The 14183-nt window shown below is 68.3% G+C and carries 14 protein-coding genes; 7 read left to right on the forward strand and 7 right to left on the reverse strand.

Annotated elements, in window-relative coordinates; translation table 11 throughout:
* Window positions 1–786: 786 nt before the first annotated feature.
* From NC4_RS29635 to cofC, 3 genes are all read right to left on the reverse strand, one after another.
* Window positions 787–1746 (reverse strand): NUDIX hydrolase, encoded by a 960-nt coding sequence (locus NC4_RS29635; protein WP_084529889.1) that lies wholly within the window; start codon window positions 1744–1746, stop codon window positions 787–789.
* A complete protein-coding gene (locus NC4_RS29640) occupies window positions 1743–3962 on the reverse strand; it encodes an RNA degradosome polyphosphate kinase (protein WP_067544699.1) in 2220 nt (739 codons plus the stop codon). Before NC4_RS29640 ends, NC4_RS29635 begins: the two co-directional genes overlap by 4 nt.
* Window positions 3963–4024: 62 nt before the next feature.
* A complete protein-coding gene (gene cofC / locus NC4_RS29645; protein WP_067544845.1) occupies window positions 4025–4759 on the reverse strand; it encodes a 2-phospho-L-lactate guanylyltransferase in 735 nt (244 codons plus the stop codon).
* Window positions 4760–4876: 117 nt separating this feature from the next.
* Between cofC and NC4_RS29650 the strand changes: the two genes are divergently transcribed.
* Together NC4_RS29650 and NC4_RS29655 are read left to right on the forward strand one after the other, a co-directional pair.
* On the forward strand, window positions 4877–5872 hold the full coding sequence (locus NC4_RS29650) for an NAD(P)H-dependent glycerol-3-phosphate dehydrogenase (RefSeq protein ID WP_067544847.1): 996 nt from the start codon (window positions 4877–4879) through the stop codon (window positions 5870–5872).
* 377 nt (window positions 5873–6249) lie between these two features.
* On the forward strand, window positions 6250–7347 hold the full coding sequence (locus NC4_RS29655; protein WP_067544701.1) for a D-alanine--D-alanine ligase family protein: 1098 nt from the start codon (window positions 6250–6252) through the stop codon (window positions 7345–7347).
* Window positions 7348–7382: 35 nt separating this feature from the next.
* Here NC4_RS29655 and NC4_RS29660 read toward each other — a convergent pair whose 3' ends face one another.
* Entirely contained in the window at window positions 7383–7853 is a 471-nt protein-coding gene (locus NC4_RS29660; RefSeq protein ID WP_157555290.1) for a DUF5946 family protein, read from the reverse strand.
* Between the two features lie 10 nt (window positions 7854–7863).
* On the opposite strand from NC4_RS29660, the gene NC4_RS29665 reads away from it, so the two are divergent.
* Entirely contained in the window at window positions 7864–8226 is a 363-nt protein-coding gene (locus NC4_RS29665; protein ID WP_245722018.1) for a DUF6191 domain-containing protein, read from the forward strand.
* A gap of 77 nt (window positions 8227–8303) precedes the next feature.
* On the opposite strand, the gene NC4_RS29670 is transcribed toward NC4_RS29665, so the two are convergent.
* Complete coding sequence (locus tag NC4_RS29670; RefSeq protein WP_067544851.1) at window positions 8304–8861, reverse strand: DUF3515 domain-containing protein; 558 nt, start codon at window positions 8859–8861, stop codon at window positions 8304–8306.
* Window positions 8862–9293: 432 nt separating this feature from the next.
* Between NC4_RS29670 and thiL the strand changes: the two genes are divergently transcribed.
* From thiL to NC4_RS29685, 3 genes are read left to right on the forward strand one after another with little or no spacing between them, the layout of a single operon-like run.
* Entirely contained in the window at window positions 9294–10334 is a 1041-nt protein-coding gene (gene thiL / locus NC4_RS29675; RefSeq protein WP_084529905.1) for a thiamine-phosphate kinase, read from the forward strand.
* Window positions 10335–10382: 48 nt separating this feature from the next.
* Window positions 10383–11060, forward strand: coding sequence for a uracil-DNA glycosylase (locus NC4_RS29680; RefSeq protein ID WP_067544855.1), 678 nt, complete (start codon window positions 10383–10385; stop codon window positions 11058–11060).
* A 57-nt stretch (window positions 11061–11117) separates the two neighbouring features.
* A complete protein-coding gene (locus NC4_RS29685) occupies window positions 11118–11348 on the forward strand; it encodes a hypothetical protein (protein WP_157555291.1) in 231 nt (76 codons plus the stop codon).
* Here the strand turns inward: NC4_RS29685 and NC4_RS29690 are convergent.
* Together NC4_RS29690 and rpmB are read right to left on the reverse strand one after the other, a co-directional pair.
* The gene (locus NC4_RS29690; protein ID WP_245722006.1) at window positions 11332–11814 is read right to left on the reverse strand and encodes a GNAT family N-acetyltransferase; all 483 of its coding nucleotides are present in this window, start codon (window positions 11812–11814) and stop codon (window positions 11332–11334) included. The genes NC4_RS29685 and NC4_RS29690 overlap by 17 nt on opposite strands.
* Window positions 11815–11921: 107 nt before the next feature.
* Window positions 11922–12113 (reverse strand): 50S ribosomal protein L28, encoded by a 192-nt coding sequence (gene rpmB, locus NC4_RS39495; RefSeq protein ID WP_011210730.1) that lies wholly within the window; start codon window positions 12111–12113, stop codon window positions 11922–11924.
* A 292-nt stretch (window positions 12114–12405) separates the two neighbouring features.
* Here rpmB and NC4_RS29695 point away from each other — a divergent pair, with 292 nt between their 5' ends.
* Complete coding sequence (locus NC4_RS29695; RefSeq protein WP_067544709.1) at window positions 12406–14166, forward strand: DAK2 domain-containing protein; 1761 nt, start codon at window positions 12406–12408, stop codon at window positions 14164–14166.
* The last annotated feature ends 17 nt before the right edge of the window (window positions 14167–14183 follow it).

A 14183-nucleotide genomic window follows, 5' to 3' on the forward strand; every position in this document is an offset into this window, starting at 1 on the left:
TGAATCCGATCTTCGATCCGGGCTTTGGAAATGGTCGATTATGGCCCGGAATCCGGCCCTCGAGCGGCCGGAAGTCCGGTGTGCGGGCACGAATTCGATCTTCAACCGAGAAGTAGCCAAACACGGCCCTGGCGTTCGCAGGATGGCGGAATACGCGTGCAACCGGCCGAATGTCCGACCGGCCGAATGATTTCGGACGATTCCCCGCATGCGGCGAAAATCATCTGATGTTTACCGAAATCCGGCCTCTGACGGGCCGGATGCCGTCCGGGAGGCGGCCGGAAGTCACAGGGCGGCGGGGGATCTGAGCATCCGGGGGCACGCCCGATTCCGAAGTCCCCAGCCGAATGGTGAGATCCACGCCGCGACCGGCCGAATGTCGTGGGGCGGCCGTGGATCCGGGCCGCGGGCAGCGGTCCCGGAATCCCGCGATCGGCAGCGGATCCGGCCTGTGACCGGCCGGAGGCCATGCGGGGCGGTGGAATTCGATCTTCATGGGGAGCGGAGATCGCTCCCGATTCGGCGGCGAACTCGGGCTGTGACCGGCCGAGGGTGGTCCGGAGCCGCGCGGTTCCGGCCTCTGACCGACCGGAACCTCTGCGGGGCGGTGTAATTCGATCTTCAGGCGGATCGGGAACCGGCGCCGGTGTGCCGCCGAATCCCGGCCGTGACCGGCCCGATGTGTCCCGAGCCGGTCGGCTTTCGGCCCTGCGGCGGGGTGGGAAATCCTCGGCGGGGGAGGGGAATCCGGCGTTTGACCGGCCGGATGCCGTGCGGGGAGGGGAATTACACGCGTGGGATATCGGGGGAGACGAGAATGCGGTCGAGGTGGTCGGCGGCGACCAACCGGCCCTTGTAGAGCGACAGCACCCAGACGCTGCCCTTGCGATTGCGCGCCGCGGGCAGGGTCAGGCCGTCTTCGGCCGCCCAGGAGTCGAGGAGGTCGGGAATCACCTTGCCCTGGCTGCAGATCACCTGGACCGTGGGGTCGGTGCCCAGCTCCCGGGCGCGGGCGAGGGCCGCCGCGGGGGCTGCGGCATAACCGGATTCGGAGAACAGCGGGTCGAGTTTGATGTCGACCCCCAGCGCCTCGGCCACGGGGGTCACGGTTTGGACACAGCGCAGCGGTGGGGCGGAGTAGATTTCGGCGGCGCCGAAGGCGAGCAGGTTCGGGACCAGGTCGCGAGCCTGTGCGCGACCGGCCTTTTCGAGCGGCCGATCGTCGTCGGGGCCGTGGAAGCGGTCGCGGCGGCCCGCCTTGCCGTGCCGGACCAGCAGCAGGTTCACGGTATCGGCGGGCAGGCGCAGGAAATTGCGGACGATGGAGCGGTCCATGGGGTACGACAGCGCATCCATGAGGCCGTCCAGGCCGCACCACACGAGTTCGTCGACCTCGGAGTTGGACTCGAACGCGCCGTTGAGCACGTGGGCGGCCCAGTAGTCGACCCGCTTGAGCTTGCGGTGGCCGGTGACCGGATAGGTCACGTGGCCCAGATAGCGGCCCAGGCGCGAATTCAGGCCGGTTTCCTCCGCCACCTCGCGCACCGCCGCCACGGCCGGGGTCTCACCGGGATCCAATTTGCCCTTGGGCAGCGACCAGTCGTCGTACTTGGGCCGGTGCACCATGGCGATCTCGATGCCGCCGTCGCGGGCGTAGCGCCAGAGCACCGCACCGGCGGCGAGGGTATTGGCGCTGACTTTCGGGTCGTTCAGCGCCGCGGCCGGATCGGAACTCGACTTGTTCACCGGCGGTCCGGACGTCGCAGTCTCATCAGGTACTCCTGGTGATCCCGGATCTGCTCACCGGGCACATCGGGATCGGGTTGGGCGGCCCAGCTGCCGTCGGGTTGCAGCACCCAGCAGCGGGTGGTCTCCGACAGCGCGGAGTCGAAGACCGCGCCGAGCTGATCGGCCAGGCGCGGATCCTTCACCTGGGCCAGCACTTCCACGCGCCGGTCCAGATTGCGGTGCATCATGTCGGCGCTGCCGATCCAGTACTCGTTCTGCGCCTCGAAGTGCAGGATGCGCGAATGTTCCAGGTAGCGGCCGAGAATCGAGCGCACCTCGATGTTGTCGCTCATACCGGGCACGCCCGGGCGCAGGCCGCAGATGCCGCGGACCACGATCTGCACCGACACGCCCGCCTGGGAGGCCCGGTACAGCGCGTCGATGATCTGCTCGTCGACGATGGCGTTGGCCTTCAGCCGGATTCGCGCCTGCTCGCCCTGGGCGGCGAGTTCGACCTCACGTTCGATCCGCTCGATGATTCCGGCGCGCACGCCGCTGGGCGCGACCAGGAGATTGCGGTAGTTGGCCTTTCGCGAGTACCCGGTCAGCGAGTTGAACAGGTCGGTCAGGTCGGCGCCGGTCTCCGGTGCGGCCGTGAGCAATCCGACGTCCTCGTACAGCCGCGCGGTCTTCGGGTTGTAATTGCCGGTGCCGATGTGGCAGTAGCGACGGATGGTGGCGCCTTCACGGCGCACCACCAGGCAGGTCTTGCAGTGCGTCTTGAGCCCGACCAGGCCGTAGACCACGTGCACGCCCGCCTGCTCCAGCGCGCGCGCCCATTTGATATTGGCCTGTTCGTCGAAGCGGGCCTTGACCTCCACCAGCGCCACCACCTGCTTACCGGCCTCGGCGGCGTCGATGAGGGCGTTGACGATGGGGGAGTCGCCGGAGGTGCGGTACAGGGTCTGCTTGATGGCCAGTACCTGCGGATCGGCGGCGGCCTGTTCGATGAACCGCTGCACGCTGGTGGAGAACGAGTCGTAGGGGTGATGCACCAGCACATCGCCCTCGCGCAGGGCGGCGAAAACGTTTCGGGGCGTTTCCCGTTCGCCGAAGGCGGGCGGGGTGGCGGGGACGTACGGCGCGTCCTTGAGATTGGGCCGTTCCACGCCGTATACCTGCCACAGGCAGGACAGATCCAGCAGGTCGGGCACCTGGATGACGTCGGCCGGGTCGACGTCGAGCTCGCGCAGCAGCAGATCGAGCATGTGCTCGGTCATATCGTCGGAGACCTCGAGGCGCACCGGCGAGCCGAAGCGGCGGCGGGCGAGTTCGCGTTCCAGGGCCTGCAGCAGGTCCTCGTCGCGATCCTCCTCGACCTCGAGATCTGCATTGCGGGTGATCCGGAACGAATGGTGTTCCACCACTTCCATTCCCGGGAACAGCTGTTCGAGGTGCGCGGCGATGAGCTCTTCCATGGGCAGGAAGGCGGCCATGCTGGAAGCCTGTGCGGCAGCGGAATCGCGGACCGCGGAGTTGCCGTCGCGCCCGGCCGCGGCCACGGTGCGGCGCACGCGCACGAAGCGATCGACATTGTCGGGCACCTTGACTCGGGCGAAGTGTTCGCCGCCGGTCACCGAATCCTTCACCGTCACGGCGAGATTCAGGCTCAGCCCACTGATGTAGGGGAACGGGTGCGCGGGATCGACGGCCAGGGGGGTCAGCACCGGGAAGACCTGGTCCTGGAAGTAGCCCGACAGACGCTGCTTCTCGGCGTCGTCGAGTCCGGCCCAGCGGATGATCTCGATGCCCTCGGTGGTGAGCGCGGGCAGCACCTGGTCGAGGAAGACGCGGGCGTGGCGGCCCGCGAGATCCTGGGTGCGGGCGGCGATCACCTCCAGCTGCGCGGTGGGCGAGAGCCCGTCCGCCGAGCGAACCGACAGCCCGGTTTCAGCGCGCCGCTTCAATCCGGCAACCCGCACCATGTAGAACTCGTCGAGGTTCGAGGCGAAGATCGCGAGGAACTTCGCGCGCTCCAGCAAGGGCTGCGAGGTGTCCTCCGCCAGCGCCAGCACCCGGGCATTGAAGTCGAGCCAGCTCAGTTCCCGGTTCACGTACCGGTCCCGCGGCAACCGCGTCTGGGCGGCGGTGGGCGGTGGGGTCGCCGCGGGCGGCGCCGCGGGTCGTAGCGGTGTTTGCTTCACGGTTTCCGTATCGCTCACTCTCACGATCATTCCTTATGTCCCGTATGTCGCGCCGACGTGACACCGTCCATTGCAGCGCACATCACGCCGGGTCAGCACATCGACGACCCGGCTCGGCGGACTTGTTTCGCTCCTTGACACGCCCGCGACACGCTGATTTCACGCAATAGCGTCCCGGTGGCCTCGCCGACTCCGAGCGCTTCGGCGCGCTCCAGATCGGCCGCGGTGTCCACGTCCTGGCGCAGGCCCGGCCACGCGCCGAGCAACTCCACAGCACCCGCCGCGATATGGCGGCGGGCCGAATCCGGGCCGAAGAGCGGGTCGAGCGGCGCGGATCCGTCGCAGACGAGCAGGGCGACGGTGCCGCTGCCCTCGTGATCGGCCACCACCGAGCGGCGATGCGGGGCGGCGGCCAGCATGTCGGACAGTTCGTGCGGGCGCAGAGCGGGCAGATCGGCTTGCAGCGCAAGCAGATCGACCGCACCGTGCCGGAGGCGGACCGCCGCGGCGGCCGCGGACAGGGCGGCGTTCAGGCCGCCGGTCGGATGATCATGCGGTTCGGGGTGCACGTGCGCGCCGAGCTCGCTCACCACATCGGTGACGGCCGGATCCGGGGTCACCACGGTGACGCTGGCAATGCCGTGCGTCGCGACGGCCGCTGTCACCGTATCCGCGAGCATGGCCAGCACCAGTCGCGACCGATCGTGCGGATGTAATCGATCGGACAGTCGGCTCTTGGCCTGGCCCAGGCTCTTGACGGCGATCACGGCGTGCACGGACGGGCGGTGGGTTGCGCCATTCGTGTATTCGGAGCGGGCCGCGGACATATCGGAATCCTCCCACTCCAAGGTGACCGGCGGGTGAGCGGGCGTCGGACTCGCGCCCAGATTCGGAGGTTTGTGGTGCTCGGCATGCCGTACCGTGCACCCGCTTATATTGGGCTGATGGCTAGGGCTGCAGTGATGGGGTCGGGTTCCTGGGGGACCGCGCTCGCGAAGGTGTTGGCAGAGGCCGGAACCGAGGTCACCATGTGGGCTCGGCGGCCGGAGGTGGCGAAGGCGATCACGTCCGAGCACCGCAATCCCTCGTATCTGACGGAGGTGGAACTGCCGCCCATCGCGGCGACCGATGATCCGGCGCTCGCCTTGGCCGGGGCCGACATCGTGGTGCTGGCGGTGCCCTCACAGACCTTGCGCCCGAATCTCGCGGCCTGGCGGGACATCATCCCCGCCGACTCCACCCTGGTGAGCGTGGCCAAGGGCATCGAGACCGGCACGCTGCTGCGCATGAGCCAGGTGATCGCCGAGGTGAGCGGCGCCGACCCGAGCCGGGTCGCGGTGCTGTCCGGGCCGAATCTGGCCGACGAGATCGCGGCGCGGCAACCGGCCGCCACCGTGGTCGCCTGCACCGACACCGCGCGCGCCGAGGCCGTGCAGCACGCCATCGCCACCGGCTACTTCCGGCCGTACACCAATTCCGATGTGATCGGCTGCGAGATCGGCGGGGCCTGCAAGAACGTCATCGCGCTGGCCTGCGGCGCCGCCTCGGGAATGGGCTTGGGCGACAACTCCATTGCCACCCTCATCACCCGCGGCCTGGCCGAGATCATCCGCCTCGGCGTGGCCGTAGGCGCGGAACCGGTGACCTTCGCGGGCCTGGCCGGAATCGGCGATCTGGTCGCCACCTGCACCTCGAGGCTGTCCCGCAACCGCTCCTTCGGCTACGTGCTCGGCGAGGGCGGCAGCATGGAGACCGCCCAACTGGCCACCCATGGCCAGGTCGCCGAGGGTGTGAAGTCCTGCACATCGGTGCGCGCACTGGCCGCCGCGCACGGTGTCGAGATGCCGCTCACCAATGCGGTGCACCAGGTCTGCCACGAGGGCCTCTCTGCCGAGGAAGCGGTCGGCCAACTGCTGGGGCGGCGACTCAAATCCGAGTAAGCGGGCCCTCCCACCCGCCGTATCCCATGGCGCGCGGTTGTCCCGCACCGCTCACCAATGCGGTGCATGTGGTCTGCCACGAGGGACTCTCCGCCGGGGAAGCGTCTGCTGGAACCCGTGCGATCGACTGCCGTTGCTCGGCCCACTCGATGCCGGTGAGATGAGGCGTCGACCGGGGCGTTGGGCGCTCGCGGCTTATTGGAGACCGGTCTGTTTCTGTGTGGAGTGCGGGCGGTGGAGTGCGGTCGACTCGGATCGGCGTAACAACGGGCATTCCGGGCGCGACTGTGTCAGCGGGAGCTCGGCGGCCGCGGTCGCCGGGCTCTGAGTCGACCGTGTAACACCACCGCTATCCGCGACCGGGTACGGTTCCGGGCATGACCAACAGGATCAGGGTGGCGGTGGTTTTCGGCGGCCGGAGCAATGAGCACGGTGTTTCGTGCGTTTCGGCCCGGACCGTGCTGGGCAGCCTCGATCCCGAACGGTACGAGGCGGTTCCGATCGGGATTACGCAGGACGGCACCTGGGTGCTGGCCAGTGGCGATCCGCGCGAGCTGACGCGCACCGAGCGCGGGCTACCGGCCGTGACCGGTGCGGGCACCGAACTGACCCTGAGCGCGGACCCGTCTCGGTCCGGCGCGTTGGTTCCCCTCGACGGCGCCGATACCGTGCTCGGCGGCGTCGATGTGGTGTTCCCGGTGCTGCACGGCGCTTTCGGTGAGGACGGCACCATCCAGGGTCTGCTGGAACTGGCCGGGATTCCCTATGTGGGTCCGGGCGTGCTGGCCAGCGCGGCCGGGATGGACAAGGAGTTCACCAAGAAACTCCTTGCCGCCGAAGGACTTCCGATCGGCGTGCAGGTGGTGCTGCGCCCCGGTGTGCCGACGCTGTCCGAGGACGACAAGGCGCGCCTCGGCCTGCCGGTCTTCGTGAAGCCCGCGCGTGGCGGATCCTCCATCGGCATTACCAAGGTGGACGGCTGGGACGAGCTCGAGGCTGCCATTGCCGTTGCGCGCCAGGTGGATCCGAAGGTGATCATCGAGGCGGGCATTGTCGGGCGCGAGGTCGAATGCGGAGTGCTCGAGTTTCCGGACGGGCGGGTGCAGGCCAGTGTGGTGGCCGAGATCCGCATGCCGGAGAAAAGCTCCGACGGCCCGGAGTTCTATGACTTCGATACCAAATATCTCGACGATGTCTGCGAGTTCGATGTTCCGGCCAAGCTGGACGACGATGTGGCGCAACAGGTTCGGGATATCGCGGTACAGGCATTTCGGGCCCTGGACTGCCAGGGACTGGCGCGGGTGGACTTCTTCGTGACCGAGCAAGGGCCGGTCATCAACGAGATCAACACCATGCCGGGGTTCACGGCGATCTCCATGTACCCGCGCATGTGGGATGCCACGGGGATCGATAACAAGACGTTGGTGAGCACGTTGATCGAGACCGCCCTGGCGCGCGGCACCGGCCTGTGCTGACGAATCGAGCTCCCGTCCGCGCGGCGGGAGCTCGGTCAGTGTTCGCGCGGTATCGCCAGGTCTATGGTGTCGGCGGTGGTGCGCGCCCATTCGCTGACCGCGGCGATGTATTCGCCTGCGGGGCGGGTGACGATATCGGCGGCGGTCATCGGCCATACGGTTGGCCAGCGGGGGTCCACTGCGGAGCGGTCGCCCGGTTGGGGGTTGTTGACCTTCACGTCGCGGAAGGCGCGTCGGACGTCGATGCGCAGGTTCGCGATGGGAATCGGGTTGCGCACCATGCGCGTCAGCTGAATGCGTAGTCCGGCCGTCGCTTCCGGTGTCATTCGTGACGGGTGCTGCACTTGGAACGATGCGATGGCGAAGAAGGGTGCGCGCAGGCTGTCCTCGCTGCCGTCCAGGACCCGCCACTCGATCTCGAGCAACTCCGGAATCCGGTCGGCGCAGTCGCCGGACTCGGGTAGCGCGGCGCCGCATTCCCGGCAGCGCCCAGCTGTTGCGGTCATACCGGTGAGCATGGCACTTTCGGGCCACGCCGCGCAGCCCGCTATCGGCGCGTCCGCGCGTACTCTCGGTGAGGTGATCGTGGCCATGACGATTCCCGGGCTGGCACTGCTGATTATCGCGATAGCTTTCGCCGAGGTGGCCTACCGCAAACTGACCGGCCGGACCGTCCTGCCCTGGATGCGCCACATTGACGGCCCGCGCAGCGCCGCGGGCATCGGCTTCGAACAGTTCGATGCCCTCTTCAGCTCCGGCAAACAGGCCGAATTCGAACAACGCCAATCCGTCCTCATGCACCGCGAGAACCCCGGCGACGGCGTCGACGGCATCGACGTCGACCTCACCTCCGGCAAAGCCGTCCTCCGCAAGGTCTGAAACGACCACGACCGGGAACTGATGGCGGAGGCTACTCGGCCGATGCCGCCACCACTTCCCGGTGATCGCCTGTCCAGCTAGTTGGGGAGGGGGTTCGGGTCCAGGGGCTGTTCGGGGACGGCCTTGGTGATGGCGTTCGAGACCTCTTGTAGGGGAGTGGGTCCGGCGTCGTTGGCCATGGTGAGGGCGATGTAGGTGCCGCGGTCGACGGCGAACCAGGTGCCGGAGGTCGCCCCACTCGTGGGGTCCTTCACCTCGAACCAGCTGACACCGTTCACCACCTGCAACGAGGAAGCTCGGTTGAATTCCAGCGGCCGCCCCAGCCCGCAGCGCAGCACAATGGGTTCGCCGCCTTCGGGCAGCTGCCACGCCTTGGTCGCGGCGGGCGCGGGCTGCCGCAGTTCGGCGGCCGTGTAATCGCCGATCTTGTCCGGAAGTTCGGGCAGCAGCGTCGAGCAGGCCGGACCGGTGGCCCCGGGCGCATCCACCGCGCCGAGGGCGAGGGGTTCGCGGACCGGATTGCGATTGGCGATGACGCCCGCGACGAGAACACCGACCACGAGCGCGATCGGGAGGGCGACCGCGGTCGCGATGAGCGCGGGGGAGCGCCGGGGAGAGAAATCCTCATCGGACAGCTCACGCGCCGCCGCATCGGCGGCCTTCGTCTCGGCCGGGGCGGGGGCGCTCGACTTTCCGAGCGTGACGGCGTCGTCGGTGGAATCGGTGCCGTTCGCGGCGGCTGCGGTATCGGACCGGTCGGGGCTTCCCGCAGGGGTGGCGTTCGCGCCGAGATCGGGATCCTGTGCAGCGGTGGGTGGGGCTGCGGGCTGGTCCGTCGCGTCCGGGTGGGTGTTCTCCGGTTCGCTGCCGCGGGTGTCGTTGCTCATCCGGTCGTCGGTCCCCGATCGTGCCGCGCCGGGCACAGCGGAGCCCGGCTGGTGGTCGTCGATTGCGGGTTCGAGGGTACCGTTCATACGTTTGCCAGCCGCATCACACTCAGTACCGAGGAGACCGTCATCACCGCCAGCAGCGGGCCGGACCTGTCCAAGCCGTCAGCGGCCGCCACCGTGCGCGAGCTCGGGGAGTTCGCGCTGATCGACCGCATCAATGCCGGGCGCACCCAGGCGCCGGGCGTATTGATGGGGCCGGGCGACGATGCCGCGCTGGTCGCCGCACCGGCGGGGCGGTTCGTGGTGACCACCGACATGCTGCTGGAGAATCGTCACTTTCGTCTGGATTGGTCCAGCCCCCAGGACATCGGCCGCAAAGCCATCGCCCAGAACGCCGCGGACGTGGTCGCCATGGGCGCCCGCCCGAGCGCCTTCGTGGTCGCCCTGGGCTGCCCCTCCGACACCCCGGTCGCCTTCGTCGAAGCCCTCGCCGACGGCATGTGGGCCGAGGCCGAGCGCGCCGGAGCGTCCATCGCGGGCGGCGATATGGTGCGCAGTTCGCAGATCGTCATCTCGGTAACCGCATTCGGCGATCCTCTTGGGCCCGAAGTGATTACACGCTCGGGCGCCCGCCCCGGCGACATCGTGGCGGTGGCCGGTCGCCTAGGCTGGTCGGCGGCGGGCCTGGCCGCGCTCTCGGCCGGAGCGGATCTCGACCGCTTCGCGGAAGCCGTTGCCGCACACAGGGTTCCACAGCCGCGCTACGAGGCGGTACTCGAACTGCCCAGTCGCGCGCTGCCGGGACCGTCGGCCGCACCGCATCCGGGTGCCGCGGCGAGACCGGACGCCGCGCGGACGGGTGAGGCTGTGGCAGGCCGAAGTTCGGCGGGCGCAGTGGCCATCACCGCGCTCACGGACGTGTCCGACGGGCTGCTCGCCGATCTCGGGCATATCGCCGAATCTTCCGGTGTGGCTGTCGATCTCGATTCGGTGGCCCTGCGGGATGCGGCGCTCGAAACGGTGGCGGAGGCGCTCGGGGCGGACGCGCTCGACTGGGTGCTGGCGGGTGGGGAGGACCATGCGTTCGCGGCGACGTTTTCCGGAAATGGGGATCTGCCTGCGGGTTGGGTGGCCATTGGACGCGTGGTCGCGGGCACGGGGGTGACCGTGGATGGGGTCGCTCGGTCCGGACCTACCGGTTGGGAATCCTTCGCATAGGAGGGTGGGGGTTTCGTCGTGGAAGTGGGCCGGATAGGTTATCCCGACATGGGCGGAAAACCACTGTCGGAAGTCATCGATTCGGGCTGGGCCGAGGCCCTCGAACCGGTGGCCGACCGCATTGCCGAGATGGGCGAATTCCTGCGTACCGAGAACGCCGCCGGGCGTGGCTATCTCCCCAAGGGGGAGAATGTGCTGCGCGCCTTCCAGCGGCCGTTCGACAAGGTGCGGGTGCTCATTGTCGGCCAGGATCCCTACCCGACCCCGGGTCACGCCATGGGATTGAGTTTCTCGGTGGCGACGGATGTTTCGCCGGTGCCGCGCAGTCTGGCCAATATCTTCTCCGAGTACTCCAAGGACCTGGAGTTGTCGACGCCGTCGAACGGCGATCTGTCGCCGTGGTCGGATCAGGGCGTGCTCATGCTGAACCGAGTTCTCACCGTGCGCCCGGGCGAGTCGGCCTCGCATCGGGGCAAGGGCTGGGAAGCGGTGACGGAGCAGGCGATTCGGGCGCTGGTCGCCCGTGACCAGCCACTTGTCGCCATTCTGTGGGGCCGGGACGCCTCGACGTTGAAGCCGATGCTGGGGTCGACGCCCTACCTCGAATCCGCCCATCCCTCACCATTGTCTGCTTCGCGAGGATTCTTCGGATCTCGTCCGTTCTCACGTACCAACGAATTGCTGGGTACATTAGGGGCCGCGCCGGTGGACTGGCGTCTGCCGTAGGGCGCGTATCCGTAGATCCGATCAGGAGCATGTGTATGCAGAACAAGACTGCCCGTGGTGTTTTCGTCGCGCTTGCCGCGGGTGCCGCTTTCGCTGTGGCCCCCCGCCGCGAATGCCGCGCCGTTGACGTTGGAACCGGCCCCCGTCGAGACGGCCCCGGCCGCTCCCGTCGCGAGCCTGTTCGACACCAATAGCGCGACCACGATGTCGTCGAGCGTGACGTCCCGGGTGGCGTGCATCTTCCAGTCGATCAGTCAGCAGCTGGACTGCTTCACCGGTCACCAGTAATTCGACGCACCATTCGCACTTCGAGTGCGGGAGTGAAGGCTTCGACTCGGCGTTCGCCGTCGAGTTCGAAGCCGTACTTTTTGTAGAAGGCCTGCGCGCGCGGATTCTCCTCGAAGACCCACAGGCTGGTGTCGGCATCCTCGACCAGCACCGCGCGCATCAGATCGTGCGCCACGCCCGTGCCGTACCAGGCGGCGCGCACATACAGTGCGAAGAGCTGGCGGGGTGTTACCGCTGATTCGTCCGGCGCCGCGCCTTCGCGAGCGAATCCGATGACTTCGTCACCCACGACCGCGACGGTGTTGAGGTCGGGATATTCGACGCGCATGCGCTCGTTCTGCTCCGCCAGCCGATCGACATCGAAGGCGTCGAGCACGTGCGCGGGCACCAGCTCCTGATATGCCTCGCGCCAGCACGCGATATGGCATTCCGCGAGGGAGCGGACGTGCTCGGCTGCCAATGGCACGACGCGCCATGGCATCGATGCGGACGGCACGTGCGGGCTCCCTTCCCGAGAACGACAAAAACCCCGGCCACCCCATTATGGGTGCCGGGGTTCTCGAAAGCTGAAAATCAGCCGCGCACGACCTTGCCGGCCTTCAGGCAGGAGGTGCACACGTTCATGCGGCGGGTGTTGCCCGGGGCAACCTGCGCACGAACAGTCTGGATATTCGGGTTCCAGCGACGGTTGGTGCGCCGGTGCGAGTGCGAAACCGACTTACCGAAGCCGGGGCCCTTGGCGCAAACGTCGCAGACGGCAGCCATAGTCGCGAGCTCCTTCATGTCATGTTGGGACCCGCTGCACAGTGCACAGCGTGTCCGAAAACTTAAATGTCGTGGACGTGCCTACCAGCGAATAGCTGGCGAACGCGAGCCGAAACCTGAGAGGGCAGGACCGGTGCCCGCGTCGGGCAACCCTGCGAGACTAACCGCCCCTGCTGTCCGATGTCCAATTGGCCCCCCGTTCGCTGACCCTCGCCCATCGCACCAACACCAGGTGACAGCACGGTGTCGGCCGTCGCGACTAGGCTGGCCACCGGGGTCGCGACAACACGCTATGAGCGAGAGGACGGTGACGGTGCCCGCGGTAGGGGACGCACTCGACGGTACCGCGCTACTGCGCTGGGCCCAGGCCTGCCTGACCGCCCTCGAACGCCACCGAGACGAAATAAACGCCCTCAATGTCTTCCCCGTCCCCGACTCCGACACCGGCACCAACCTCCTCAACACCATGCGCGCCGCCCTCCGCGCCGCCGAATCCGCCGATTCGTTGTCTCCTGGCGAAACCGTGGGTGTGACCGAGGTCGCGGGTCGTGAGTTGGGCGGGGCGGTGAGCGCCTATTCGGTTGCGGGGGCCTTGGCTCGGGGGGCTACGGCGGGGGCGCGGGGGAATTCGGGGATCATCCTGTCGCAGGTGCTGCGGGGAGTGGCGGAGGCGGTGTGTGATGGAGCGCTCACCGAGCGGTCGCTTCGGGTGGCGTTGCGGGCGGCGGCGGTATTGGTTCGGGAGGCGTTGAGTTCGCCTATCGAGGGGACCATGCTCACCGTGCTCGATTGTGCTGCGGAGAGTGCGAGGGAATGTCCGGAGCGGTCGTTGTCGGCGGTGGCGCTGGCCGCGGCGGATGGGGCGGCCAAGGCGTTGGAGGAGACGCCGTCGCAATTGGGCGTGCTGCGCGAGGCGGGGGTGGTGGATGCCGGGGCGCGGGGGTTGCTGGTGCTGTTGGACGAGTTGGTTGTCGTGGCAGGTGGGCAGCCGCCGACGCGGCCGACATACCGGCGGGGCGAGTTCGGAACGGCATCGCTCGCACCGTCGGGTCAGGACGTGATCGTGCGATCGGGGGGCGCGAATTCTGTTGGGGTGGGAGTGGATTCGGGGGAACGGGCCTACGGTGGAGTGGGGGGATCCGTGGGTGAGGCGAGTGCTCCGATGTACGAGGTCATGTATCGGCTGAGCGATTCCGATGACGGGCGGGCGGCGCGGTTGCGGGATCGGCTGGCGGAGTTGGGGGATTCGGTCGTCGTGGTGGGGGGCGGGGCGGGGGCCTGGTCGGCGCATGTGCATTGCGCGGATGCCGGTGCCGCCGTGGAGGCGGGGTTGGCCGCGGGCGTGCTCGCGGGGATCCGGATCGAGACGCTGGCGGTGTCCGAGCATGCGCCGGAGCAGCCGGTGGATCGGGGGATTCTGGCGGTGGCCGCGGGGGAGGGTGCGGTGCGGTTGTTCGAGGATTCGGGGGCCGCCGTGCTCGAAGGGGAGGTGACGCCGGAGGCATTGCTGGCGGGGATTCGGGGATTGCCGCATCGGGAGGTGCTGGTGTTGCCGAACGGGGCATTGCCCGCGCACGAGTTGGTCGCGGTGAGTGTGGCGGCTCGGGATGGGCAGCGGGAGGTTTTGATGCTGCCGAGCGCGTCCATGGTGCAGGGGCTGGCCGCCTTGTCCATGCACGATGCGGGGCGGATCGCGGTGGACGATGCCTTCGCCATGTCGGAGGCGGCGGCCGGAACGCGGTGGGGCGCTTTGCGAGTCGCACCGGAGCGGGCCTTGACCATTGTGGGGAACTGCGCCGCGGGCGACGGGTTGGGACTGGTCGGGCACGATGTGGTGGTGATCGATCCGGATGTGCGGGCGGCGGGGCGCACGCTGCTGGATCGGATGCTCGGGCTCGGTGGGGAATTGGTGACCATGCTCATGGGAGCCGATGCGCCCGAAGGACTTTCGAATGAATTGAGCGAACATGTCGCCACCGGCTTCCCGGGCGTGGAGGTGGTGGTGTACCCGGGCGGGCAGCCCGGGGATCTCGTGCAGATCGGGGTGGAATAGGTGACATACCCGCCCGT

The organism is Nocardia crassostreae, assembly GCF_001613405.1.
Lineage (GTDB): Bacteria > Actinomycetota > Actinomycetes > Mycobacteriales > Mycobacteriaceae > Nocardia > Nocardia crassostreae.

What these genes read in the sequence shown, in the direction of transcription:
- NC4_RS29680 (WP_067544855.1), top strand. Translation starts at nt 10,383, where the DNA reads ATGGGCGGAAAACCACTGTCGGAAGTCATCGATTCGGGCTGGGCCGAG.
- NC4_RS29655 (WP_067544701.1), top strand. Translation starts at nt 6,250, where the DNA reads ATGACCAACAGGATCAGGGTGGCGGTGGTTTTCGGCGGCCGGAGCAAT.
- NC4_RS29660 (WP_157555290.1), bottom strand. Translation starts at nt 7,853, where the DNA reads ATGACCGCAACAGCTGGGCGCTGCCGGGAATGCGGCGCCGCGCTACCC.
- NC4_RS29650 (WP_067544847.1), top strand. Translation starts at nt 4,877, where the DNA reads ATGGCTAGGGCTGCAGTGATGGGGTCGGGTTCCTGGGGGACCGCGCTC.
- cofC (WP_067544845.1), bottom strand. Translation starts at nt 4,759, where the DNA reads ATGTCCGCGGCCCGCTCCGAATACACGAATGGCGCAACCCACCGCCCG.
- rpmB (WP_011210730.1), bottom strand. Translation starts at nt 12,113, where the DNA reads ATGGCTGCCGTCTGCGACGTTTGCGCCAAGGGCCCCGGCTTCGGTAAG.
- NC4_RS29695 (WP_067544709.1), top strand. Translation starts at nt 12,406, where the DNA reads ATGAGCGAGAGGACGGTGACGGTGCCCGCGGTAGGGGACGCACTCGAC.
- NC4_RS29665 (WP_245722018.1), top strand. Translation starts at nt 7,864, where the DNA reads ATGGCACTTTCGGGCCACGCCGCGCAGCCCGCTATCGGCGCGTCCGCG.
- NC4_RS29640 (WP_067544699.1), bottom strand. Translation starts at nt 3,962, where the DNA reads ATGATCGTGAGAGTGAGCGATACGGAAACCGTGAAGCAAACACCGCTA.